A 23,426-nucleotide genomic window follows, 5' to 3' on the forward strand; every position below is an offset into this window, starting at 1 on the left:
ATTTCCTTTACGGTAGTGGTCAAAGTCGTTGCTTCTCGGCAATGTGGCTTTGACAGGCGGTGATAAAACCTTCAAACAACATACGTGACAGGGCGTACTCGCTGCTGTTCCATTCGGGGTGCCATTGCACGCCGAGGGCAAAAGGATGGTCATGCACGCTGACCGCTTCAACCAGCCCGTCCGTCGAGCGGGCCTCCACGCGAAGCCGTGGTCCTAACGTTCGTGCACCTTGCCCGTGTAACGAGTTTACCCAAAATGTGTTACAGCCTGGTATTAATTGAGACAGCAGTCCTCCCTCCTGAACCTGAACTTCATGAGACGGGGCGTATTGTAGCTCAACCGGCAGTTCAGGATCTTCCCGGTGCTCAAGCAGGTCATTCTGCTCGAACAGGCGACGATACAGCGTCCCTCCCGTCGCAACAACCAGTTCCTGCAGCCCCCGGCAGATGGCGAAAATGGGGATGCGCCTTTCGAGCGCGGCGGCAATCAGCGCCATACTCAGAAGATCACGCCCGGGATCGGCGTCAGGCTCATCGCCGTTTTCACCATAAAGGTGCGGCTGCACATTACTTGGGCTGCCCGGCAGGTAAATCCCGTCCAGGGTTGGCAGCAGAGTGGTAAGCAACTCTGGCTCTGCCAGCGCATGCGGTAAGGCAATGGGTAAGCCCCCCGCATTGATAATGGCATTCAGGTACTTTTCTTGCAGGGTCTGGGTCTCATGACCCTTAAGCCTGTTTCTGCACATCACCACGCCAATGACTGGCTTGTTCATTATATTTTCCATGATCGCCCTCACAAAGTGGACTAAATTTAGGCCAGTTTCACCTGTAAAACGGCCTTTTCGTTCAATATTTTCTCAATCTAGCAACGAGATCTGCCTTTTGCAAACTTAATTTAACATTTGACAAACAATTTATTTGCATACAGATTCGATAGGGTGGACATTATATTTGACAGTCCTGAGCAGCGAACGCAAATCCCAAAAACGGTGGTAAATCATGGAAACCAATATCGTAGAAGTTGAGAACTTTGTTCACTACACGGATGAGAGGCGGGGCAGCGCCTTTACGCAGGAGGTGAAGCGCTATTTAGAGCAGTATCCGAACACCCAGTTTATTGATGTCCTCCTGACCGATTTGAACGGCTGTTTTCGCGGTAAACGTATTCCGGTTGCCGGACTGAACAAACTCGAAAAAGGCTGCTATTTCCCGGCGTCGGTGTTCGCCATGGATATTCTGGGTAACGTGGTGGAAGAGGCGGGGCTGGGGCAGGAGCTCGGCGAGCCTGACTGTGTTTGTGTGCCGGTGCCGGGCACCCTGACACCGTCCGCTGCGGACCCGGAATACATTGGTCAGGTGCAGCTCACCATGGTCGATGAAGATGGCGCTCCCTTTGACGTTGAGCCGCGGAACGTACTCAACCGGCTCTGGCAGCAGTTGCGCCAGCGCGGTCTGTTCCCCGTGGTAGCGGTAGAGCTGGAGTTCTATTTACTTGATCGGAATCGCGATGCCGACGGCTATCTGCAGCCACCCTGCGCGCCGGGCACCGACGTGCGTAACACGCAAAGCCAGGTCTACTCGGTTGATAATCTCAACCACTTTGCTGACGTGCTGAACGACATTGACGAACTGGCGCAGCTGCAGCTGATCCCCGCCGATGGCGCAGTGGCTGAGGCCTCGCCGGGTCAGTTTGAAATTAACCTGCACCATACGGAAAACGTGCTTGATGCCTGTGATGATGCGCTGGCGCTAAAACGTCTCGTCAGGCAGATGGCAGAAAAACATAAGATGCATGCCACGTTTATGGCGAAGCCGTATGAAGAGCATGCGGGCAGCGGGATGCATATCCACATCAGTATGCAAAACAACAGAGGCGAAAACGTGCTCGCGGACGCCAGCGGCGAGGATTCCGCGCTGCTGAAACGCGCGCTGGCCGGGATGATCGATCTGATGCCAGCGTCCATGGCGCTGCTGGCACCGAACGTCAACTCGTACCGCCGTTTCCAGCCGGGTATGTACGTGCCGACGCAGGCGTCGTGGGGACACAACAACCGCACGGTTGCCCTGCGTATTCCCTGCGGCGATCGCCATAACCATCGTGTCGAATACCGGGTGGCAGGGGCAGACGCGAATCCGTATCTGGTGATGGCGGCGATTTTTGCCGGCATTCTGCACGGGCTGGATAACGATTTACCGCTGCAGGAAGAGGTTGAAGGCAATGGTCTGGAGCAGGACGGACTGCCGTTCCCGATTCGTCAGAGTGATGCGCTGTGGGAGTTTATGCAAAACGATCGCCTCCGCGAGCGGCTGGGCGAACGTTTCTGCCACGTGTATCACGCCTGCAAAAATGATGAATTACTGCAGTTTGAACGCCTGATTACCGAAACAGAAATCGAGTGGATGCTGAAAAACGCCTGATAACGCGCCCCGGTAAGGGGCCGCTTTGTTTCATCTCATACGTATCACCATACGGCCTGCGCGGAGCCTGGCCGAACTGTTCGCTGGCACGCCAGCTATCTCCCGGGAGTCGCGTTATGGAGCGCAGGCGGCACAGGGACTTTCTTAACGACACTGTGTGACGAGGTAGGAAATGATGCAGATGTTCAACTATCCGCAGGGCGAAGGGGGCCAGTCAGGCTTCCATGGTGAATGCGAGCCAGAGACGGTGCGCTGGTACGGTCGCGTTTGTTCTTCACAACTTCCCCCTTTGCTAAGCAGGTTTGCGTTAAGGTCAACGCGATTGCAAACCACGGTAAGCATGGGGGGGACGGTATATGGCGACTAACACGTCTCTTGACGCGCCGGGCATGGCCGGCAGAACCCGACTGCGCAGTTCCCTTAAGCTCTGGCAGGTGGTGATGATGGGGCTGGCTTACCTCACCCCCATGACCGTGTTTGATACCTTCGGTATTGTGTCCGGTATCAGCAACGGCCACGTGCCCGCCTCGTATCTCCTGGCGCTGGCTGGCGTCATGTTTACCGCCATCAGCTACGGTAAACTGGTACGGCAGTTCCCGGAAGCGGGCTCCGCGTATACCTACACGCAGAAATCGATTGGACCCCACGTGGGCTTTATGGTCGGCTGGTCATCGTTGCTGGACTATCTCTTCCTGCCGATGATCAACGTGCTGCTGGCAAAGATCTACCTTTCCGCGATGTTCCCTGAGGTCCCGCCGTGGGTCTGGGTGGTGGGGTTTGTGACGATCCTGACGCTGGCGAATCTGAAGAGTGTTAACCTGGTCGCCAACTTTAATACCCTGTTTGTGCTGGTGCAGGTCGCGATTATGGTGGTGTTTGTCATCCTCGTGGTGCATGGCTTGCACAAGGGAGAAGGGGTCGGCACCGTCTGGTCGCTCCAGCCGTTTATCAGTGAGAACGCACATCTGATCCCTATTATTACCGGCGCGACCATCGTCTGCTTCTCTTTCCTCGGCTTTGATGCGGTTACCACGCTTTCGGAAGAGACGCCAAACGCGGCACGGGTCATTCCCAAAGCCATTTTCCTGACCGCGCTGTATGGCGGGCTGATATTCATTATTGCCTCGTTCTTCATGCAGCTCTTTTTCCCGACCATCGCGCGCTTTAAGAACCCGGATGCCGCGCTGCCGGAAATAGCACTGTACGTGGGTGGTAAGCTTTTCCAGTCGGTGTTTTTATGTACCACCTTTGTCAATACGCTGGCTTCGGGCCTGGCCTCGCACGCCAGCGTCTCGCGGTTATTGTATGTGATGGGGCGTGACAACGTCTTTCCGGAGCGGGTGTTTGGTTATGTGCATCCGAAATGGCGTACCCCGGCCCTGAACGTCATTATGGTGGGGATAGTGGCCCTGTCGGCGCTGTACTTTGACCTCGTGACCGCAACGGCGCTGATCAACTTTGGCGCACTGGTGGCGTTTACGTTTGTTAACCTCTCGGTGTACAACCATTTCTGGCGACGTAAGGGGCTAAACAAAACGTGGAAAGATCGTTTCCACTATCTCCTGCTGCCGCTTATTGGGGCGGTAACGGTCGGCGTGCTGTGGATAAACCTCGAAGCGACGTCCCTGACGCTTGGCCTCATCTGGGCGGCACTGGGGATCCTTTACCTGACATGGCTAACGCGCCGTTTCCGAAAACCGCCTCCGCAGTTTGAAGCCGGTAAGATAGAGCAGGCCTGGGATTCCTGAACGATAAACGGCACCAGTACGCTGGTGCCGTTTAGGTCGCTCGTGCGTCTTACCGGACATCAGCCCGCACGTTTATTATCTCAACCGTTGATGAAGACTTGCCCCCACCAGCAGCGCGGCACAAAGCATCAGGGCGATAAACCCGCCCACGCCGTTCCAGCCGTAGTGATGCCAGAACACGCCCCCCAGCGTCCCGGCGATGCTGGATCCCAGGTAATAGCTAAACAGGTACAGCGACGATGCCTGTCCTTTGGCTCGACGCGCGCGCGGGCCAATCCAGCTGCTGGCGACCGAGTGCGCGGCGAAGAACCCGGCGGAGAAGAGCAGCATCCCGGCAAAAATCAGCCACAGTGAGGAGAAGAGCGTCAACAGCAGGCCGAGCAGCATTACCGCTGTGAAGACCAGCATGACCGGCCCGCGGCCGAAGCGTGCGGTCATCGCCCCGGCTTTCGGCGAACTCCACGTGCCGGTGAGATAAGCCACAGAAAGCAAACCGACCATGGCCTGATTCAGATGCCACGGCGAAAGCATCAGGCGATAGCCAATATAGTTAAACAACGTGACGAATGACCCCATCAGCAGGAAGCCCATCAGGAACAGGCGCGGCAACCCTTTATCACGCCAGTGCAAACGGAAGTTAATAAACAGCGTTTTCGGGCGCAGAGAAATCGGGCGGAAATGGCGTGATTCCGGCAGGATTTTCCAGAACATCAGTGCAGATGCCAGCGCGAAACACCCGATAACCGCCAGCGCAATACGCCAGCTAAAGAAGTCCGTAAAGACCCCGCTCAGCAGACGCCCACTCATGCCGCCAATTGAATTCCCGCTGATGTACAACCCCATCGAAAAGGCAACGAAGCTCGGATGGATCTCTTCGCTGAGATAGGTCATCCCGACCGCGGCCACGCCGCTGAGCGACAGCCCAATCAGCGCGCGCATCACCAGAATGCCGTGCCAGCTGGTCATCATGGTCGAGAGCAACGTACAGACCGAGGCCAGCATCAGGGCAGTGACCATCACCGGTTTACGGCCAATGGCGTCGGACAAAGGGCCGGTAAAGAGCAGGCCAATTGCCAGCATCGCGGTTGAAATCGAGAGCGAAACGCTGCTGCTGGCGGGCGATACGCCAAACTCATGGGAGAGAACGGGGAGGATCGGCTGAACGCAGTAGAGCAGGGCAAACGTGGCCAGACCGGCCGAAAAGAGCGCCAGGGTAACGCGCATAAATTGGGGAGTACCACGTTTAATGAACTGGACCGGCTGCGATGCTACGGGTAAATCATTGATATCGCTTGCCGGAGAGATATCAATGGAGGTTGTACGACTCACACAGTTTCCTTGCTTAAACATCCCCGTGATTTCGGGTGACGGGTATGACCACACGATCAGGGTAGGAAAATGTAAATATTCTGTCTAATATATTAATTATCTCAAATGATACTTTAAAAATATGAATATCGAACTGCGTCATCTTCGCTACTTTGTCGCCGTTGCTGAGGAGCTGCATTTTGGCCGCGCGGCGGCACGGCTGAATATCTCTCAGCCCCCGTTAAGCCAGCAGATTCAAATCCTCGAACAGCAGGTTGGCGCGCGCCTTCTGGCCCGCACCAACCGCAGCGTGAGCCTGACGGCGGCGGGTAAGCAGTTTCTGACCGACAGCCGACAAATCCTGAGCATGGTTGATGACGCCGCCGCCCGTGCAGAGCGGCTTTACCTCGGAGAAGCCGGTGAGCTGCGAATCGGGTTTACGTCGTCTGCGCCCTTTATCAGCGCCGTCTCCCAGACGCTTTCCTCATTCCGCCGCCATTTCCCGGATGTGCATATTCAGACGCGCGAAATTAATACCCGCGAGCAAATTGCACCGCTGAATGAAGGCGCACTGGATTTGGGGTTGATGCGGAATACGCAGCTGCCGGACACGCTGGCGTGGCAGGTGATTCTGCATGAACCCCTGATGGCTATGATCCCCCTTGACCACCCGCTGGCCTCGCGTCCGGCGGTATCGCTCGCAGAGCTGGCAAAAGAACCCTTTGTCTTTTTTGATCCTCAGGTCGGAACGGGCCTGTATGACGACATTCTGGGACTGATGCGTCGCTACGATCTTGCTCCGGTTATCACCCAGGAGGTGGGCGAGGCGATGACCATTATTGGGCTGGTCGCCGCCGGACTGGGGGTCTCTATTCTTCCGGCCTCCTTTAAACGGGTACAACTGCGCGAAATGCGCTGGGTTCCCATCGCCGAAGAGGATGCCGTTTCCGAGATGTGGCTGGTCTGGTCAAAACATCGTGAACAGAGCCACGCCGCGCAGCGCTTCAAACAGCAGTTAATCAGCGCTTCAGGTGGGCAAAACCGGTAGGGAAAAGGGATAAAAATGTGCGGTAAATCACAGAGCTAAGTAAATATTTGACGACAGCTATGGAAGTGCTTCACCATAGCCCAAAGTTTATTTCGAAGCTCGAAAATAAGGGAGTACGAGGTGGTTGCTGATAGTCAGCCAGGGCACATTGATCAGATTAAGCAGACCAACGCTGGCGCGGTATACCGCCTGATTGATCAGCTTGGTCCGGTTTCGCGTATCGATCTTTCGCGCCTGGCACAGCTGGCACCTGCCAGTATCACCAAGATTGTCCGTGAAATGCTGGAAGCGCACCTGGTCCAGGAGACGGAAATTCAGGAGCCGGGCAGCCGTGGCCGTCCGGCGGTCGGGCTGGTGGTTGAGACGGAAGCATGGCATTACCTGTCACTGCGCATCAGTCGCGGGGAGATCTTCCTCGCGCTGCGCGATCTGAGCAGCAAACTGGTGGTGGAGGATCGGCTTGAGCTGCCGCTCAACGCGGAACAATCGCTCCTCGATGCCATTGTCTCCCATATCGATAACTTCTTTATCCGCCATCAGCAGCGGCTGGAACGCTTAACGGCAATCGCCATCACCATGCCGGGCATTATTGATACCGAAAACGGCATCGTGCACCGCATGCCGTTTTACGACGATGTTAAAGAGATGCCGCTGGGAGAGGTGCTGAAAAACCATACCGGCGTGCCGGTCTATATTCAGCATGACATCAGTGCCTGGACCATGGCGGAGGCCCTGTTTGGCGCGTCGCGCGGTGCGCGTGATGTGATTCAGGTGGTGATCGACCATAACGTTGGGGCGGGTGTCATCACCGACGGGCGTCTTCTTCACGCCGGGAGCAGCAGCCTGGTGGAAATCGGGCACACTCAGGTCGACCCGTACGGGAAGCGCTGCTACTGCGGGAACCATGGCTGCCTGGAGACTATTGCCAGTGTAGAAAGCGTGCTGGAGCTGGCGCAGGTCAGGCTCAGCCAGTCCATGAGCTCCTCGCTGCACGGCCAACCCTTAACGGTCGATTCCCTCTGCGCCGCCGCGCGTCAGGGAGATTTGCTGGCGAAGGATATTATTACCGGGGTGGGGAATAACGTTGGCCGCATCCTGGCGATTATGGTGAACCTCTTTAACCCGCAAAAAATCCTGATTGGCTCCCCGCTCAGCCAGGCGGCGGAGATCCTCTTTCCGGCGATCTCGGCCTGTATCCATCAGCAGTCGCTTCCCGCCTACAGCAAGAATATTGCGGTGGAAAGCACCCAATTCTCTAACAAGGGCACCATGGCAGGTGCGGCGCTGGTCAAAGATGCCATGTATAACGGCTCGCTGCTTATCCGCCTGTTACAGGGTTAACTCTTTTCCGCAGATGTACGAAAAATTGCGCTATCTCAAGCCGGGTAGCGCACGCATCCCGTAGACTTCCTCCACTGAATTATTTACCTGGTTTATATTTTCGAAGCATACCCAAGAGGTGGAGTGAGTCATGCTTAAGCGTTTCTTTGTTACTGGTACAGATACCTCTGTCGGCAAGACCGTCGTATCCCGCGCATTGCTGCAGGCGCTTGCAGCAAGCGGTAAACGCGTGGCAGGGTACAAACCGGTCGCAAAAGGGAGTAAAGAGACGCCAGAGGGATTGCGTAATAAAGACGCCCTGGTGCTGCAAAGCGTCTCGTCGCTGGAACTGCCTTATCAGGCGGTCAATCCCATTGCCTTAAGCGAAGAGGAGAGCAGCGTGGCGCACAGCGGTCTGATTAATTATCCCCTGCTGTCCGATGGGCTGGCGAACCTGAGCGAGAAGGTTGATCACGTGGTGGTCGAAGGGACGGGCGGCTGGCGCAGCCTGATGAATGATTTGCGTCCGCTCTCTGAGTGGGTCGTCCAGGAACAGCTTCCGGTGGTGATGGTGGTGGGTATCCAGGAAGGGTGTATCAACCATGCGCTACTGACAGCGCAGGCGATTGCCAATGACGGCCTGCCGCTGGTGGGCTGGGTGGCAAACCGTATCAACCCGGGCCTGGCGCACTACGCGGAGATCATCGACGTGCTGAGCGCCAAACTGCCTGGGCCGCTGGTGGGTGAGCTGCCTTATCTGCCTCGTGCCGAGCAGCGCGAGTTAGCGCAGTACATCGATCTCTCTGCCCTCGGCGGCGTGTTGGCCGTAGATCGAGTCGTGGCGTAACGTCCGCGACAGCACGGACGCCACCACACAGGCGACCAGTAAACCGGGCAGTAAAACATACTGTCCGGTCATTTCACAGACCATCAGCGCCGACATAATGGGCGCATGCGTGGTCGCAGCAAGTAGCGTTGCCATTCCCGCCAGTCCCAGCAATATTGCCGTCTCAGAACCCGGTAACCACAGCGCGAAAAGCTGCGCAAACAGCATCCCCGTCGCCATGCCGACAAACAGCGTGGGCGTAAACACGCCGCCCGGTGCACCCGAACCGCTGCTGGCCAGTACCGCCAGCAATTTACAGATAAACACTCCGGCAATCACCGACAGCAGCGGCGGGGCGAGCAGAAAAGCCTGAACCACGCTGTAGCCATTCCCCCATACCTTCGGCGTGAGGAGGGACAGCAGCCCGACGATCAACCCCCCCAGCGCCAGTTGCCACGGCGGCGAAAGTTTGAGACGCAGAAACAGTCCGTGGCTAAACGTCATCAGCCACATCAACAGGGGCCCGCAAAGACCTGCCAGCAGACCCATGGCGACCAGCAGGGCATAATCTGTCGCGGTCAGTATGCCGCTCAGATGGACCTCATAGAGCGTGCTGGCGCCAGGTGCCAGCAGGCGTGTGGTCAGAAGCGCCACCACCGCCGCAATAACCACGGGGCCGAGTGAGGCCAGCATGAGCGTGCCAAACAGAATCTCTGCAATAAACAGGCTTCCGGCTAAGGGGGCATGATAAGCGCTGGACATCCCGGCCGCGGCACCACAGGCGATCCAGAGCTTCCATTCGGATTTGGGCGTAAAACGGCTAGCGAAAAAGGAGGCGGCGAGAGCGGCAAGCAGGATCATGGCCCCTTCGCGCCCGATGGCGCTTCCGCTGGCGACGACCAGCAGCGACGCCAGGGATTTTACAAGGCTGGCACCGTAATCAAACTGGCCGTCCCCGGTCTCCAGCGCCTCCATGTAATCGGTTGGCGCGTGAGGCCGCTGGGCGGTCAGTCGTTGCCATCCCCAGAGCAGTACCCCGGCGGCCAGCCCACCCAGCGCAGGCGTCAGCGCGCGCCGCCAGGACGAGAGCGATGCGGCGGCATTCACCAGGCTACCGCTGTCGTTGCTGAGAAGCAGCCACTCCAGCAGGTACATGCTGTGACGAAACACCGCAACGGCCAGCGCCGCCAGCACGCCGGTGACGGTGGCAATCAACAGTCGGCGAAACATCGCCCGGATGTCGGGGTAAGCATGAAGACGTTGCATGGGTCGCGATTACAGGGGAACGATACAATATTGTGGCGGGAAATCGCGGGGTTAGCAAAAGGTATGCGTGCGAAAGCGCCGGGCGAGGCCCGGCCAGAAGGGTTAACTGTCGCTATGAATATTCAGTGCCCGACGCGTACGCCCGGAACTCAGGTACTCGGCAATATAGTCCTGCGAAATCTCGCCGTTGTAACGCCCGTCCTCATCCACGATCGGCATCCAGCTGGTATTGCTTTCATACAGACGTGACAACACGACGCGCAGGTTGTCTTCCGCCTTGCCGGTCATGCGGAACGGATGCAGGATGTCGGCACAGGTACCGCTGGCGTTGCGCGCTTCGCGACGTTTCACAAAGCCGAGCGGTTTTCCGTGCTCGTCGACCACGGTAATTGCGCGAATATCATTGTCGTCCATCGTGGCAAAGGCTTCAGGAAGCGGCGTAGAGCTCCGCGCCGTAATGGTCGGCTGCTGGTCGGTGACGTCTCCTGCGGAGACCAACAGCAGCCGCTTCAGCGTCCTGTCCTGACCAACAAACGAGCCGACAAATTCGTTGGCCGGTTTTGCCAGCAGTTCATCCGGGCTGGCACACTGCACGATTTTCCCCTGACGGAAGACCGCGATTCGGTCGCCGAGCTTCAGGGCTTCATCAATATCGTGGCTGACCAGCATCACCGTTTTCTTCAGCTTGCGCTGCATCTCCAGGAACTGGTTCTGGATCACCTCGCGATTGATGGGGTCCACCGCGCCGAACGGTTCATCCATCAGCAGTACCGGAGGATCCGCCGCCAGGGCGCGGATGACGCCGATACGCTGCTGCTGGCCGCCGGACATCTCGCGCGGATAGCGGCTAAGAAACTTACGCGGATCCATTGCCACCATATCCATCAGCTCTTCGGCGCGGGTTTTGCAGCGCGCTTTATCCCAGCCCAGCATGCGCGGTACAACGGTGATGTTCTCTTCGATAGTCATGTTCGGGAACAGGCCAATCTGCTGGATCACGTAGCCAATATTGCGGCGCAGGGTCACCGTGTCCATCCCGCTGGTGTCTTCACCGTTAATGAGGATTGTTCCGCTGCTGGGTGTGATAAGGCGGTTAATCATCTTCAGGGTCGTGGTTTTCCCACAGCCGGACGGGCCGAGCAGGACACACATTTCCCCTTCGGGAACGTTCAGGTTGACGTTATTGACGGCCTTAAAGGTCTGGCCGTGCTTCTGTGAAAAGTGTTTGGTGAGGTTTTCCAGTTTTATCATTATCGAATCCCCTTTGGAGTCAGAACCACCTGCAAACGGTGCAGCAGCCAGTCGAGCACAATAGCTAAAAGACAAATCATCAGCGCGCCCGCAATCAACATGCGAATATCACTTCCGCCAATACCGTTGAGCAGCAGCAGGCCCAGGCCACCCGCGCCGATTACCGCGGCAATCGCCATCACGCCAATATTCATGACGACGGCGGTACGGATCCCACCGAAAATTACCGGCAGCGCCATCGGGATTTCCACCCAGCGCAGACGCTGCCAGAAGGTCATGCCGATGCCCCGTCCGGCTTCACGCAGCCCCGGCGGCAGGCTGTCGAGCGCCGTATGGGTGTTACGTACAATCGGCAGCAGCGAGTAGAGAAACACCGCCGTAATCGCGGGCAGGGCACCGATACCCTGACCGATCAGCGAAAAGAGCGGGATCATCAGACCAAACAGGGCGATGGACGGAATGGTCAGCACGATGGTAGCGATGCCCAGTACCGGCGTTGCCAGCCATTTATGACGGACAATCAGAACGCCCAGTGGGACGCCGATGAGGATGGCTAAACCCACGGCCAGCGCCACCAGCCACAGGTGCTGCAGCGTCAGGGTTAACAGATAGTCCCAGTTATCCAGGATGTAGTGAACGGTATCCATAGCGCCTCCTACAGCAACTGTTTGCTACGCAGGAAATCACGGGCGACCTGCTGCGGTGACTGATGGTCGATATCCACCTTCTTGTTCAGCTCGGTGATAACGTCGTTGTTGAGCTGGGCGGAGAGGGTATTGAGCGCCTCTTCCAGACCCGGATTAGCCTCCAGCGTGTCTTTACGCACCACCGGAGTGACCGCATAGCTCGGGAAGAAGCCTTTATCATCTTCCAGCACCTTCAGGTCAAAGCCCTTCACGCGCCCGTCGGTGGTGTAAATCAGACCGGCGTCGACAAAGCCGTCGCGCACCGCGTTATAGACCAGTCCCGGGTCCATCTGACGGATCTGCGGGCGGTCCAGCGTCATGTTATAGGCGGCCTGCAGCGGCTTCATGCCGTCGCTGCGCCCGGCAAATTCCAGGTCCAGGCCCAGCAGCCAGTTTTTGTCCGGGTTGGTTTTACGGATCTGCTCAATCTTCGCCACCATCTCTGACATGGTGTTGATATGTTCCGCCTCGGCGCGCTTGCGCTGCATGGCGAAAGCATAGGTATTGTTCATGTCAGCGGGTTTAAGCCATACCAGACCGTGCTTTGCGTCCAGGCGTTTCACCGTCTCGTAAGACTCCTGCGGCGACATGCGTTTGTTGATGTGGTTAAAGATGATTAATGACGTGCCGGTGTACTCCCAGGTCATATCAATCTGTTTGTTGATCATCGCGTTACGGGAAATCACCGTGGCGATATTGGTTTGCGGCTGTACCTGGAATCCTTTCTTCTGTAAATACTGCACGGTCATGGCCGAGAGAATATGCTGCTCGGTAAAGCTTTTGGTTGCCAGGATCAGCGGGGCTGCTATTGCCTGGCTGGTGAAGAGCGCCGCGGCGCACAGCGCCGTCAGGCCGGAAAACAGTCTCATAAAAGCTCCTTGTTATTGTTATTGAGCGAGATGGGGGCTCATCACGCGACCCAGCGCCGCCAGCAGGGTATCGAGGATCAGGGCGAACAGGGCGGTGGCCGCCGCGCCGAGGATCAGGGTCGGAAAATCGTTCAGGTAGATGCCGGGGAAAATCAGCTCACCGTAGCTGCTGGCACCAATCAGGAAGGCCAGCGGCGCGGTACCGACGTTGATGGCGGTGGCGATGCGGATCCCGGAGAGCATGACGGGCCAGGCGTTGGGCAATTCAACCTGACGCAGACGCTGCCATTTGGTCATCCCGATCCCGTTTGCCGCTTCCAGTAACGAGGCCGGAACGGAACACAGTCCCGCGTAAGTATTGCGCACAATGGGCAGCAGCGAGGCAAGAAACAGCGCGATGATGGCGGGCGTATCGCCGATGCCAATCACCACCATCGCCAGGGCCAGCACGGCCAGCGGTGGCAGCGTGTTACCCACGTTGAAAATTTGCATCACATATTCGGCGATACCCCGCGCGGCCGGGCGGCTCAGCAGGATACCGGCCGGAATACCGACCAGCAGGGCAAAAAACATCGACGAGAAAACCAGTATCATGTGCTGTTGCCCGAGATAAATCAGGTCAACCTGACGCGCCTTGATTGTCTCAAGTCCGATCCCCCAGATGAGAAGGGCAAGAACCACGATAATCGCGCCAACAAACAGCAGCGAACGTTTGAGTAATGGGTGCATTGCGGTGTGTCTCCCTGTGCGCATGCGTTATAGCAACCACCGGTTGCCTGTTGTTATGCCATGTTTCGGCAGGGGTAACTGACCTATAGCAAGCGTTTGGGAAGGGTTCCAGCGAAGGGGGAAAATCAGTAACCCTATGAAAAGCGTGACAACCTTAAGTCAGGCCTTATGGCGTAAGGGCTGAATATGGCGCAGGCAGAATAGTCCTAAAGCGCAGCCCATAAAGTGACAGGGTCACGTATCGCGATGTTCCTGTCACCCTGCCTGAGAGCTTTATCTGCTGAGTAGGGGGCGTACACGGCGAACACGCACTGAGATACTGATAATCGATACGGTCGCGACAACGGAGAGCATCAACCCGAGCGCCAGCATGGCGTTGAAGCCAACCCATCTGAAGAGCAGTAACCCGGCGATACCCCCGGTAATGAACGAGAAAAGGGTGGTTAAGTGGGTTTTCAACTGACTTTTTTGTGCCGCGGTATCTTTGGAGTAATCCCTGCGAAGCATGGCAACCGTGACGGAGGCCAGGGAAATTCCCGCGTCCGTCAGCGTGCCGGTAATGTGCGTCGATCTCACCCGTCCGCCGGAAAGCTGTGTGGAGGTTGAATTATGAATGCCCATCAGACAGCACAGGAAAATAATAATCTCGCGGTTGCTGGTGAGCGCATGGAAATACATCTCGTAGAGAGATACGCCGGTTAATAATATCCCTTCGACAAAAAGGATTTGGCAAAAAACCAGCCTGACGTTATGGATAATGCCCCATATCACGATAAGACGCGCAAGGATTGCACCCGCCACAAAGGAGAGAATAATCGAGCCAAAGAAAATGATATCGCTCAGATCGGTGGAGGAGACTTCGCTGGATAATTGTGAGGTGTTGCCGGTCATATGAGAGGGGAAAAAGCCAAAGGCCCCAAGGGCGATGGCGTTGAGCAAACCTGCTGAGGTCGCCAGCCAGAGAGCAAGCCGGCGATCCTCCTGGTGCGTTCGTTCTTTCTTGAGTTTAATCAGCAAGAATACCTCCGGGGTGAGCTTTGCCTGAATAATCAGGCTAGCAAAGCGTGTCGACGGGCTGTCCAGGATATTGCTTAATTATTATTCCCTCTGGCGACGTTGAGGGTTTAGTAATTAAATAAAATATCCTTACGAAAAGTATTCCAAACTGAAACCTCACGCTACGCCGTTATTTCCATGATGCAAAAATGCCAGTCGCTGGTTAAGGTGTTCAAACCAGGCCTCAATCGCGGGCGCGTCGGGTTTATCAAACGGCGTTATTTTCCATCGATTCACCGACAGCCTAAGCACCACATCCGCAAGGGTAAGAGCGATGCGCTGCAGTTGGCTTTCCAGAATGGTGATGCAGTGGTTCCACTCTTTTATTCCTGCCGCAATGCGCTCAGGGTCGTTAAAGCCAGGGTTGTTACGCCACAGCGCTGGGAAGATATAGGGCCTGGCGTCGTTAAGTTCGGTCGCCAGCCAGTCCATCCAGCTCTTAACTTTGGCTCAGAGCTGTGACTCTGCGGGCAGAAGATCGCGACGTCCGGCTTTGCGCGCCAGATAACGGCAGGTGGCGTTAGATTCCCACAGTACGAAATCGTCATCGATCAGTACCGGCACGATGGCATTGGGGGTCAGGGCTCGGAAAGCATCCGTTTCCGTTGAGGCAAAACCGCTGCCGTCATCTTCCTGCTGCCCGTCGATGCCCGCATCTCGAAGATCCAGAGCACTTTGCGCACGTTGATGCAGGTGGTTTGGCCGAGGATCTTTAGCATAGTGCTGGTGCCCTTTAAGGGTATGAACGATCTAAAACAACACACTGGCTTGAACAGAATTCAACCTCCAAAACTCGGGTGTTTTCTCTCCAGGTCTGTAACAAAAGGACTGATATGGTTGGATAACCAAAATTTATCCGTCGAGGAACTGAAAAAACCGCAGCATGCGTCGCGTTTCATACAGGAGGTACAAACAGGGCTCCAGCTATTCTTAAAGTCGCTGATACTCTGTTTGCAATGGGCTCGTGTGTCTTCGTTAACAATACATAAAGGAAGGTTAAAGACCCTTACATCAATACCATATAACTGAAAAATCTCGATGGTGGCGGATAGCGTATCCTTATACTCCCAGGGATCGATAAATACGGCTTCCCGGTTCAGTTTTGCATATCCCATGTTCTCCATGCCCATAAGCGCAACATGCTTAACGAAAAAGAGATTTCGGGAAATAAATTCTGCCAGCGCAGTTAAATATTTTACCGTTACTTTGTTCAGTACAACGCGCAGTTCAATGTCAATCCCGTGTTTGTAGCAATTTAACAAACCGGCCATTGTTTGATCAAATGCCCCTTCGCATTGAACAACATAGTCGTGAATCTCTGAAACATGACCAAAAAGGGGGATGCCGGCGAGCAAATGATGATTACTTTTCTGTGCCAGACGCGCTGTATAGTTCCCCTGACATAAGTAGCGGCCATTCGTCAGCAAGTGTATTAACGTCTGTTGGTTTCTTTCTGAAATCGCCTCAATAATATGAAGCAATCCTTCGTTTAACATTGTCGGTTCCCCCCCCGTAATACAGAGTGCTTCCGGAAAGTGCTTATCATCAATCAGGGCAAGAGTTTTTAGGATCCGCTGCTCAATATCACCCTGGTTAATTGCTGCTTCCGGTTTAGGAGGCTGCGGGCACATTACACAGAGGTTGTTGCAAACTTCAGTCACCAGGAATGCGTTGTTCTTAGAGCTTGCACGAAATAAGCGATGGATCCGCCCCCGCTCGCTGATGGTTATTACATCGCCCTCACTGAAAACAGTTTCTTCTGAAACGACGATAACCGGTGTCTCCCCCTGGGCGATTAAGTCTTCAAAGTTCGGATTGTTCTTTGTACAAATGATTGCGCGTGCAGAGGGCAATGCTGACACTGGTATAGATTTGCCGGAGGTCAGAAAGACAATGCTATCCGCTGCGATTTGATTTAATTCGACAGCGACTTTACCAAATAGTGCTGCCTTCAGGTGCCAGATGCTTTCTGCCTGAGTAGAAAGAAAAAGCGTATCGTCAGTGCATCGTGTTTTCATTTCATTCCCCATTGCATCAGAATACGACGGGTCTCGCGATCGCCTTCAACAAATCGTTTAATAATCATCGAAATAATACCTTTGTTTTTTAAACAGAAATCGTCTTTACCGGGATGGCCATAAACTGAACCTGTTACCTGATAGCGGCGTACAGGGTCTGCGCCGCAGTAGGGAGCAAACGCACAGTCAGAACAGACGGGCAGGCAGTCATTGACTCCTGCAGAGGCGAGTTCTTGCATGACTGAGCCAAAGAAAAGTTCTTCTGGGCTATTCTCAAAAACACTCCCCATTTTGAAATGCTGATCGCCCGTTTCTGACATCATTCGGCTTTCATCGCTTGGGTAGATGTTTCCATCATAGTTATACAGTGTGACCCCAAAACCAGATCCACAGGGGGACTGAAGATCCACAAATCCTGTTGCCCAAGGCGTCATGAGCTTTTTCATGATCAATGCAGCATAGGATTCGCGAAATGCAATTCCATCGTGATTAATGCGAATGATGTAATCGAGACACTTCTCATAAAACGCCAGAAATTGTTCCGTGGTATACCCGATTTTATGGAAGTATTTCTGTGCGAAGCCATAAGGATTAAGTTCGCGGATGAAAATACTCCGAAATCCATGGCTTACATATTCATTTATAATCTCTTCAGCCATATCAAGGCTTGGCCGGGTCGTTGTCATCAGTGCGCTAACTCTGTCAAACGCATCACGCCGTTTGATTTTATTAAGCGTTGAAATGAGTGCACTCCATGCACCTGATTTTGCATATTTACGGTTAGCATCATGCAACGCCTGAGGGCCATCAAGCGATGTGCTGATTGAAAAATTATGCTCTAGCAAAAAGTCGAGATCTTCGTCATTCAACTCGCACAAATTAGTACAAACCACGAATTGAATATCTTTTCGGGTATTTTTCCTGTTGACCAAGGCGATGGCCTGACGGATGAGGCCCATATTCAGCGTGGACTCTCCCCCCTGAAATTCAAGCGTAAGCTTGTCTGAAGGCATAGATAAGAATAAATCAATACTCTTTTCAAGGGTCTCCGGACTCATATCATAACGAGATTGATCGGACTGGCAGCTCTTACGAGAGGCCTGACAATAGACGCAGGAGTTGTTACAGCGAACGGTGAGGACAAAAATATGGAGCTGAGAAAAGTTTTCCAGGAATGATTTCTTTGTTCTGTATCGGGAGGAGAGTAAAGCGATCTGGTTGTCATCAATTCCGTTACTGACCATGTGTTTGGCCTTCAGTTCATACCAAAGCGTTTCATCTTCAATCTTCTCCTTATTGATGAGTGTAGTAAGTTGTGAAGGGCTAATACACATCCACTCGCCATAATCAGTCGAAAGGAAATAATTTCCGTCATCCAGTTGGCTGAATCTGAATGGAAGTAGTTGATATGACTGAGAAGCAAACTCATCGGGAGATTTAAATCTAACGCTCATTGTGCATGATGTCCTGTATACTGAGATCAAGGATGTTAGTCAGGAAGGTATTCATAATGAGAGGTGCATCTGAGAGATATTTTTTATTGATACTTATCCTCAGACAGAACGCCTCTTTAATGGTAAACTCTACACTCAAATAATCATTGAATTGTTGGGCTATATTCTCTATAGCGCCCTGAGTATAAAAATGTGGGTCAAGCTTGATTATCATCGTCTTATACTACCGATTTTAAAATATCTTGAGTGTCAGCCTGTACCCGTTTTTCAACAAACACGGCGGCCGGGGAGAATGCTTTCCTGACGATCTCTTCATGTAAGGCTGAAGTTTCATCATGAATGATTTGACGCATCTGATTTTCATGAAGTAAATGTAAAAAGCGCTTTGCTACGGTATTCATATCATTAACGCTGTCGTTTTTTTGGTAGATATAGATACCAACATCTTCATTTTCTGATTTGACGGCATGAATGAAGAAATCATCGGTAAACGAGTAGCATGTTTTCATTATAGCTTCACGGCTATAGAGTTTTTTGTTTAGGGGCAACAAAAAATATTCCCCTAATTCATTCTTTCCATGTTTGAGGTTATCCATGAGCATCTCCTTCCGGAATGGCCAGCCTGCAGCTGGCCTTGAGTGTTAGCACGTTGAACCAGGCGTGCAGGAATAGTGGCTGGAATGGCTTGCATGACTTGAGTGGCTGTAATGCGCCGCGAATGCTTGTCCTTCCAGAGAAGGTTTAGCCAGTAAAACAGACGTACCAGGTTGCTGTACGCTGTTGCTGGCGGCAACCTTGGAGTGCGTTGGTGCAATCATTGGTGTACTATTGCTGGCGAACGCTGGGGCGCTCGCACCCGCTATCACCCCAGCAACAATACCCGCAACGACAGGTACGATATTTTTACCTGAAAGTTCGTTGACAGAGCCTTTTACGACTTTTGGCAATGCTTTCATCTGTAATCCTTATCATAGAACGAGAGATAACAGGATTGTTATCGTGAATATGATAAGACACTGTGATATTCGTTCGGGATAATATTTATGTTTGTTATTTGATTTTAATCATGCAGCGAGTAAATAGATTGATTTCAAATTGGAAATTGAAAGGGAACATGTAAGCATTAATTATGCACTTAGTGAAATTAATTCATTTTTTATATGAATAGCCTGCTATCGATAATGTTAATTTTAGCCAGAGATGGAACATCCAATTAACGGAAGGCTAATATATACATTAAAAATTTTATCGCTCAATTCTCGGTCAAAACATCGTATCGCTCATTTATAACGCGATGTGATAAACGTCAACGCAGCCGCACAAAGCAGCACTATGCCGCTCAGGGCAAACGTGCTCTGCCAGCCGAGGCGATCAAACACCATACCGCCCGCCGTTGAACCCAGTGCAATGGCGAGTTGGATCACCGCGACCATTAACCCTCCACCCGCTTCGGCATCCTCCGGTAGCGTTCGGGCGACCCACGTCCACCAGCCCGTCGGTGCTGCCGTCGCCAGCATTCCCCAAAAGCCTGACAGCAGGGCAACAATCCACACGTTATGCCCGGTCAAAATCAACGCGCCAGCGATGGCGGCCATCAGCAGTGGAATCGCTATTAACGTCAGGTAAAACGCCGCGTTCAGAACCAGAGTAACGAGAAGGGTGCCAACAAATCCGGCAATGCCGATGGCGAGCAAAATCAGCGATAGCCCGGAGGCGCTGACGTGCGTGACGGTCTCGAGAAATGGGCGCACATAGGTAAATAGCGCAAACTGTCCCATAAAGAACAGGCTGCAGGCTATCAGACCGATGGATACGACAGGCTGGCGAAATAGCCGAAAGACGCCTTCACCTGACGCACTGTTTTTACGCCCGCTCATATTTGGCAGGCTAACGTACTGCCACAGGAATGCCGCGATTGCCACGGGCACCAGACAAAGGAAGGCACCGCGCCAGCCAATGGTTGCCCCCAGGTAGCTGCCTAGCGGGGCGGCCACGACCGTTGCCAGCGCGTTACCACCGTTGAAAATAGCCAGCGCGCGCGTGACCTGATGATGGGGAACCAGGCGAATAGCCGTTGCCGCCGACATGGACCAGAACCCGCCGATGGCGATACCGATCAGTGCGCGACCGGTCATATACGTCTGATAGTTCGTGGCGAAGGCAATAATGAGCCCCGAGAGCGCCATCAGTATCGTCATGCCCAGCAGAAGGTGTTTACGATTCATATTCCCGGCAAGCCGGGAGAGGCAGAGGCTGGTCAGTACCGCCAGCGCGCCGGAGATAGCAATGCCCTGGCCTGCAAGCCCCTCCGTCACGCCTAAATCTGCGGCAAGCGGGGTGAGCAGGCTCACGGGCATAAATTCCGAGGCAATCAGGACGAATACGCAAAGGGTCATGGCAAAAATGCCTCCCCAGTACGCATGTTCCTCATGCTGTGAAGTGGTGTGGTTTAATGTGGACATCGTCTGATTTCGCGAAGAGAGCCGCCCGTCGAAACGGGCAGCAGGGAGGTTTATTTCAGGCTGTTTTTAAAGAATTGTTCAAACTGTGCGAATGGGATCTTCCCGGCAGCATTGTCGTAGAGATCGACATGGTTTGCGCCCGGGACAATCACCAGTTCTTTCTGCTTGCTGCCGACCGCTTTAAACGCATCTTCGGCGAAATAACGGGAGTGCGCCTTTTCGCCGGTCACGATAAGCGTCGGGATAGCGATCTCTCCGGCATAGTTCAGCAGCGGCATGTTCATGAACGAGAGCGGCATGGTTGCCGTCCATGCGCCGGTTGAGTTGACGGAACGCGCGTGGAAGCCACGCGGCATGCGGTAGTAGTCATAAAACTCTTTCAGCACCGGATTCGGGTTGGCGGGCAAGGCTTCTGGCAAAATACGTTCTGATGCGGTCACTTTGCCGTTCTCGTCAACATAAATGTCATGGCCGCCCTGTGCAAAGGTGCCGTTCCCGGCATCCTTCCAGCGCTGTTCATTCAGGTACTGCAGCACAGCATGGCGATCTGCCGAAGAATAACGATCTTTGCCGTCGCCTACGCCGTGACCCATCGCCCGGCTCATGTCATACATTACGCTGGTGGCGACAGCTTTGATGCGCGTATCCATGGATGCCGCATTCAGCGCCATACCGCCCCAGCCGCAGATCCCAAGGATGCCAATGCGCTTACGGTCGACCTCTTTCTGCACGCCCAGGAAATCAACCGCGGCGCTAAAGTCTTCGGTGTTGACGTCCGGTGACGCGACGTTGCGCGGCTGACCGCCACTTTCGCCCGTCCAGGAAGGGTCGAACGCCAGGGTTACAAACCCTTTTTCCGCCAGGGTCTGCGCGTAGAGACCGCTGGACTGCTCTTTGACCGCGCCAAATGGCCCGCTGACGGCAATCGCTGCCAGCTTACGGTCGCCACGGTTTTTAGGAAGATAGAGATCGCCTACCAGGGTAATACCGTAACGGTTCTGGAAGGAGACCTTACGGTGATCAACCCGGTCACTTTTGGCAAAGGTTTTGTCCCAGGCTGTAACCATCGAGACGGGGGCGTTAGGATTGGTGGCTTCTGCATAACTCATGGTTGTCACTCCACTTAATGATGCGCATAGCAGCATCGCAACAGACAGTTTTTGGGTGAATGTTTTCATGTATCGATACCCTGCGGTGTTGTGTTGCGGCCATTATAGTTAGCAGAATGAGTGCTGATTAGAGGCCATAATCTGCTAGAATTAATATCAAATTGTTATGAATTGCGGGGCGTAATGGCGAAGCGAGAAAACTACAATGAGCTGTATCTGTTTATGCAGGTGGTGCGGGAGGGAAGTTTCACCGCGGCTGCGCAGCGGCTTGGGCTGGCGCAATCCGGGGTGAGCCGCTCGGTGCGCGAGCTGGAGGAGCGGTTGGGCGTCCAGCTTCTCGTTCGCACCACGCGTAAGCTGTCGTTAACCCACGCCGGGGAGCAGCTCTATCAGACAGCCGAATCCGCGTTCGATGCACTTGATTCGGGTCTGGCGACCCTCGCACATTATCGTCAGACACCGTCCGGCACGGTGCGCATTAACGCCAGTCAGCACGCCATCGACAAATGCCTGCTGCCAAAGCTCGCCATTTTTAAACAGCGTTACCCGGATATCAGGCTGGAACTCATAAATGAAAGCCGCTTCGTCGACATCATCACCGAGCGGTTTGATGCGGGTGTCAGGCTGGGAGCTGAGGTCAGTCAGGGAATGATTGCGGTGCGTATCACGCCCGATATGGAAATGGCCATAGTGGCTACACCGGCGCACTTCAGGCGTTACGGCTTTCCCCAGACGCCAGCTGATTTAGTGGCGCATCCCTGCATTGCCTATCAGTTTGCTGACGGGAGTGATTATCAGTGGGAACTGGTCGAGGACGGGAAAAAAATCACCCATCGGCCAGAGGGGCAGTGGGCATTGTCAGACAGCTATATGGAGGCCGAAGCCGCACGACTTGGGCTTGGGCTGGCTTATGTTCCGCTTGAGCTGGTGGCTGATGATCTTGAAAAAGGAACGCTTATCCGGGTATTGCAGCGCTATAGCCTGCGCATGGACGGGCTATATCTTTATTATCCGCACCGCAACGTATCGCCGGCTTTGAGGGCCGTTATTGATACGCTGAAAATGTAATTTCTGTGAACGTGTTTTTCTTCGACATGTGAACTGCAGGCCCCTGCTTGCTTAAGTCAGGAAAAAAACTTAGGCTAACGTCAAGATCTGCTTGCTCAACAAAGGCTTAAAAATGGAAAAAATAATCCCGGAATATACGGCTGTTGATTTATCCCGTTGGGCAAGAAAGGAGCATTTTGAGGTATTTCAGGGGTTTGCTCAATCGACGTTTAACCAGACGGTGTTGGTCGATATTACCGTGCTGCTAAGCCATATTAAAAACGTTGGCTGGAAGTTTTATCCGACGATTATTTTTCTCGTTGCTAAAGTCGTTAACCGTCACCCAGAATTCCGTATGGCCATGAAGGACAATGAGCTTGTCATATGGAATGAAATTCATCCAAATTATACGATTTTCCATAATGAAACAGAGACCTTTTCATCATTATGGAGTCATTACGATGGCGATATACAGCACTTTCAGAAAACCTATTCTGAAGACATGGCTCGCTATGGCGATAAACTTGCGTATTGGCCAAAAGAAGAATCCAGGGAAAATATCTTTTTTATATCCGGCATTCCGTGGGTAAGTTTTACGAGCTTCAGCGTTAGCGTGGCTAATATGAAAAACTTTTTTGCCCCTATGTTTACGCTTGGAAAATATTACGAGCAAGAGGGCAGGGTATTATTACCTCTCGCCGTTCAGGTACATCATTCTGTCTGCGATGGTTTCCATGTGGCAAGGTTTTTTAATGAGTTACAAGAGGTCTGCGATGCGTTACCACAGCAGACCGGGCAACAGGAATGATGAT

General features: G+C 53.8%; 22 protein-coding genes and 1 pseudogene. 8 read left to right on the plus strand and 15 right to left on the minus strand.

The window, feature by feature from the left end:
- Positions 1–19: 19 nt before the first annotated feature.
- Positions 20–772, minus strand: a complete 753-nt coding sequence (puuD, locus tag ACOTYN_RS02630; RefSeq protein WP_196238017.1) for a gamma-glutamyl-gamma-aminobutyrate hydrolase — start codon at positions 770–772, stop codon at positions 20–22.
- 226 nt (positions 773–998) lie between these two features.
- Between puuD and ACOTYN_RS02635 the strand changes: the two genes are divergently transcribed.
- From ACOTYN_RS02635 to ACOTYN_RS02645, 3 genes are all read left to right on the plus strand, one after another.
- Positions 999–2,417 carry a glutamine synthetase family protein gene (locus ACOTYN_RS02635; RefSeq protein WP_032636739.1) on the plus strand — a complete coding sequence of 473 codons (1,419 nt, stop codon included), beginning with the start codon at positions 999–1,001 and terminating at the stop codon, positions 2,415–2,417.
- Positions 2,418–2,598: 181 nt separating this feature from the next.
- The gene (locus ACOTYN_RS02640; protein WP_418251745.1) at positions 2,599–2,784 is read left to right on the plus strand and encodes a hypothetical protein; all 186 of its coding nucleotides are present in this window, start codon (positions 2,599–2,601) and stop codon (positions 2,782–2,784) included.
- The gene (locus ACOTYN_RS02645) at positions 2,774–4,165 is read left to right on the plus strand and encodes an APC family permease (RefSeq protein ID WP_014883631.1); all 1,392 of its coding nucleotides are present in this window, start codon (positions 2,774–2,776) and stop codon (positions 4,163–4,165) included. The genes ACOTYN_RS02640 and ACOTYN_RS02645 overlap by 11 nt, the downstream gene beginning before the upstream one ends.
- A gap of 75 nt (positions 4,166–4,240) precedes the next feature.
- Here ACOTYN_RS02645 and ACOTYN_RS02650 read toward each other — a convergent pair whose 3' ends face one another.
- Complete coding sequence (locus tag ACOTYN_RS02650) at positions 4,241–5,494, minus strand: MFS transporter (RefSeq protein ID WP_023337217.1); 1,254 nt, start codon at positions 5,492–5,494, stop codon at positions 4,241–4,243.
- A gap of 121 nt (positions 5,495–5,615) precedes the next feature.
- On the opposite strand from ACOTYN_RS02650, the gene ACOTYN_RS02655 reads away from it, so the two are divergent.
- The 3 genes from ACOTYN_RS02655 to bioD all read left to right on the plus strand — a co-directional run bounded on the left by ACOTYN_RS02655 (position 5,616) and on the right by bioD (position 8,688).
- A complete protein-coding gene (locus tag ACOTYN_RS02655; RefSeq protein WP_014883633.1) occupies positions 5,616–6,521 on the plus strand; it encodes a LysR family transcriptional regulator in 906 nt (301 codons plus the stop codon).
- 120 nt (positions 6,522–6,641) lie between these two features.
- Positions 6,642–7,862 carry a sugar metabolism global transcriptional regulator Mlc gene (mlc, locus tag ACOTYN_RS02660; protein ID WP_332956334.1) on the plus strand — a complete coding sequence of 407 codons (1,221 nt, stop codon included), beginning with the start codon at positions 6,642–6,644 and terminating at the stop codon, positions 7,860–7,862.
- Positions 7,863–7,992: 130 nt separating this feature from the next.
- A complete protein-coding gene (bioD, locus tag ACOTYN_RS02665; protein ID WP_014883635.1) occupies positions 7,993–8,688 on the plus strand; it encodes a dethiobiotin synthase in 696 nt (231 codons plus the stop codon).
- Here the strand turns inward: bioD and clcB are convergent.
- The 13 genes and pseudogenes from clcB to ACOTYN_RS02730 all read right to left on the minus strand — a co-directional run bounded on the left by clcB (position 8,623) and on the right by ACOTYN_RS02730 (position 21,636).
- Positions 8,623–9,933: a voltage-gated ClC-type chloride channel ClcB gene (gene clcB / locus ACOTYN_RS02670; RefSeq protein WP_117581854.1), complete on the minus strand. Its 1,311-nt coding sequence runs from the start codon at positions 9,931–9,933 to the stop codon at positions 8,623–8,625. The genes bioD and clcB overlap by 66 nt on opposite strands.
- 102 nt (positions 9,934–10,035) lie before the next feature.
- A complete protein-coding gene (gene osmV, locus ACOTYN_RS02675) occupies positions 10,036–11,184 on the minus strand; it encodes an osmoprotectant ABC transporter ATP-binding protein OsmV (protein WP_332956337.1) in 1,149 nt (382 codons plus the stop codon).
- The gene (osmW, locus tag ACOTYN_RS02680; RefSeq protein WP_014883638.1) at positions 11,184–11,831 is read right to left on the minus strand and encodes an osmoprotectant ABC transporter permease OsmW; all 648 of its coding nucleotides are present in this window, start codon (positions 11,829–11,831) and stop codon (positions 11,184–11,186) included. The genes osmV and osmW overlap by 1 nt, the downstream gene beginning before the upstream one ends.
- A gap of 8 nt (positions 11,832–11,839) precedes the next feature.
- Positions 11,840–12,739, minus strand: coding sequence for an osmoprotectant ABC transporter substrate-binding protein OsmX (gene osmX / locus ACOTYN_RS02685; protein WP_063434169.1), 900 nt, complete (start codon positions 12,737–12,739; stop codon positions 11,840–11,842).
- 18 nt (positions 12,740–12,757) lie between these two features.
- Positions 12,758–13,468, minus strand: a complete 711-nt coding sequence (gene osmY, locus ACOTYN_RS02690; protein WP_032636727.1) for an osmoprotectant ABC transporter permease OsmY — start codon at positions 13,466–13,468, stop codon at positions 12,758–12,760.
- 273 nt (positions 13,469–13,741) lie between these two features.
- Entirely contained in the window at positions 13,742–14,485 is a 744-nt protein-coding gene (locus ACOTYN_RS02695) for a YoaK family protein (protein ID WP_014883641.1), read from the minus strand.
- A 156-nt stretch (positions 14,486–14,641) separates the two neighbouring features.
- Positions 14,642–15,243: pseudogene (locus ACOTYN_RS02700) on the minus strand (glutathione S-transferase family protein).
- A gap of 60 nt (positions 15,244–15,303) precedes the next feature.
- The gene (gene hxsC, locus ACOTYN_RS02705; RefSeq protein ID WP_332956339.1) at positions 15,304–16,542 is read right to left on the minus strand and encodes a His-Xaa-Ser system radical SAM maturase HxsC; all 1,239 of its coding nucleotides are present in this window, start codon (positions 16,540–16,542) and stop codon (positions 15,304–15,306) included.
- The gene (hxsB, locus tag ACOTYN_RS02710; protein WP_332956341.1) at positions 16,539–17,996 is read right to left on the minus strand and encodes a His-Xaa-Ser system radical SAM maturase HxsB; all 1,458 of its coding nucleotides are present in this window, start codon (positions 17,994–17,996) and stop codon (positions 16,539–16,541) included. The genes hxsC and hxsB overlap by 4 nt, the downstream gene beginning before the upstream one ends.
- A 218-nt stretch (positions 17,997–18,214) precedes the next feature.
- Positions 18,215–18,592 carry a His-Xaa-Ser system protein HxsD gene (hxsD, locus tag ACOTYN_RS02715; protein ID WP_045269511.1) on the minus strand — a complete coding sequence of 126 codons (378 nt, stop codon included), beginning with the start codon at positions 18,590–18,592 and terminating at the stop codon, positions 18,215–18,217.
- Positions 18,593–18,637: 45 nt separating this feature from the next.
- Positions 18,638–18,952: a hypothetical protein gene (locus ACOTYN_RS02720; protein WP_063434173.1), complete on the minus strand. Its 315-nt coding sequence runs from the start codon at positions 18,950–18,952 to the stop codon at positions 18,638–18,640.
- Positions 18,953–19,276: 324 nt separating this feature from the next.
- Entirely contained in the window at positions 19,277–20,458 is a 1,182-nt protein-coding gene (locus ACOTYN_RS02725) for an MFS transporter (protein WP_332956346.1), read from the minus strand.
- 50 nt (positions 20,459–20,508) lie between these two features.
- On the minus strand, positions 20,509–21,636 hold the full coding sequence (locus ACOTYN_RS02730; protein WP_332956348.1) for an alpha/beta hydrolase: 1,128 nt from the start codon (positions 21,634–21,636) through the stop codon (positions 20,509–20,511).
- A gap of 114 nt (positions 21,637–21,750) precedes the next feature.
- Here ACOTYN_RS02730 and ACOTYN_RS02735 point away from each other — a divergent pair, with 114 nt between their 5' ends.
- Positions 21,751–22,635 (plus strand): LysR family transcriptional regulator, encoded by an 885-nt coding sequence (locus ACOTYN_RS02735; protein ID WP_047344091.1) that lies wholly within the window; start codon positions 21,751–21,753, stop codon positions 22,633–22,635.
- A 112-nt stretch (positions 22,636–22,747) separates the two neighbouring features.
- Entirely contained in the window at positions 22,748–23,422 is a 675-nt protein-coding gene (gene catA, locus ACOTYN_RS02740; RefSeq protein WP_032637899.1) for a type A chloramphenicol O-acetyltransferase, read from the plus strand.
- Positions 23,423–23,426: the final 4 nt, after the last annotated feature.

This window comes from Enterobacter cloacae complex sp. IR5458 (genome assembly GCF_049238025.1).
Lineage (GTDB): Bacteria > Pseudomonadota > Gammaproteobacteria > Enterobacterales > Enterobacteriaceae > Enterobacter > Enterobacter kobei.

Coding starts and splice junctions, on each gene's coding strand:
- clcB (WP_117581854.1), bottom strand. CDS start 9,933: ATGCAACGTCTTCATGCTTACCCCGACATCCGGGCGATGTTTCGCCGA.
- bioD (WP_014883635.1), top strand. CDS start 7,993: ATGCTTAAGCGTTTCTTTGTTACTGGTACAGATACCTCTGTCGGCAAG.
- ACOTYN_RS02655 (WP_014883633.1), top strand. CDS start 5,616: ATGAATATCGAACTGCGTCATCTTCGCTACTTTGTCGCCGTTGCTGAG.
- ACOTYN_RS02720 (WP_063434173.1), bottom strand. CDS start 18,952: ATGAAAGCATTGCCAAAAGTCGTAAAAGGCTCTGTCAACGAACTTTCA.
- ACOTYN_RS02725 (WP_332956346.1), bottom strand. CDS start 20,458: ATGTCCACATTAAACCACACCACTTCACAGCATGAGGAACATGCGTAC.
- osmV (WP_332956337.1), bottom strand. CDS start 11,184: ATGATAAAACTGGAAAACCTCACCAAACACTTTTCACAGAAGCACGGC.
- osmX (WP_063434169.1), bottom strand. CDS start 12,739: ATGAGACTGTTTTCCGGCCTGACGGCGCTGTGCGCCGCGGCGCTCTTC.
- catA (WP_032637899.1), top strand. CDS start 22,748: ATGGAAAAAATAATCCCGGAATATACGGCTGTTGATTTATCCCGTTGG.
- ACOTYN_RS02635 (WP_032636739.1), top strand. CDS start 999: ATGGAAACCAATATCGTAGAAGTTGAGAACTTTGTTCACTACACGGAT.
- hxsB (WP_332956341.1), bottom strand. CDS start 17,996: ATGAGCGTTAGATTTAAATCTCCCGATGAGTTTGCTTCTCAGTCATAT.
- hxsD (WP_045269511.1), bottom strand. CDS start 18,592: ATGGATAACCTCAAACATGGAAAGAATGAATTAGGGGAATATTTTTTG.
- ACOTYN_RS02735 (WP_047344091.1), top strand. CDS start 21,751: ATGGCGAAGCGAGAAAACTACAATGAGCTGTATCTGTTTATGCAGGTG.
- ACOTYN_RS02730 (WP_332956348.1), bottom strand. CDS start 21,636: ATGAAAACATTCACCCAAAAACTGTCTGTTGCGATGCTGCTATGCGCA.
- puuD (WP_196238017.1), bottom strand. CDS start 772: ATGAACAAGCCAGTCATTGGCGTGGTGATGTGCAGAAACAGGCTTAAG.
- hxsC (WP_332956339.1), bottom strand. CDS start 16,542: ATGAAAACACGATGCACTGACGATACGCTTTTTCTTTCTACTCAGGCA.
- ACOTYN_RS02640 (WP_418251745.1), top strand. CDS start 2,599: ATGTTCAACTATCCGCAGGGCGAAGGGGGCCAGTCAGGCTTCCATGGT.
- osmY (WP_032636727.1), bottom strand. CDS start 13,468: ATGCACCCATTACTCAAACGTTCGCTGCTGTTTGTTGGCGCGATTATC.
- osmW (WP_014883638.1), bottom strand. CDS start 11,831: ATGGATACCGTTCACTACATCCTGGATAACTGGGACTATCTGTTAACC.
- ACOTYN_RS02645 (WP_014883631.1), top strand. CDS start 2,774: ATGGCGACTAACACGTCTCTTGACGCGCCGGGCATGGCCGGCAGAACC.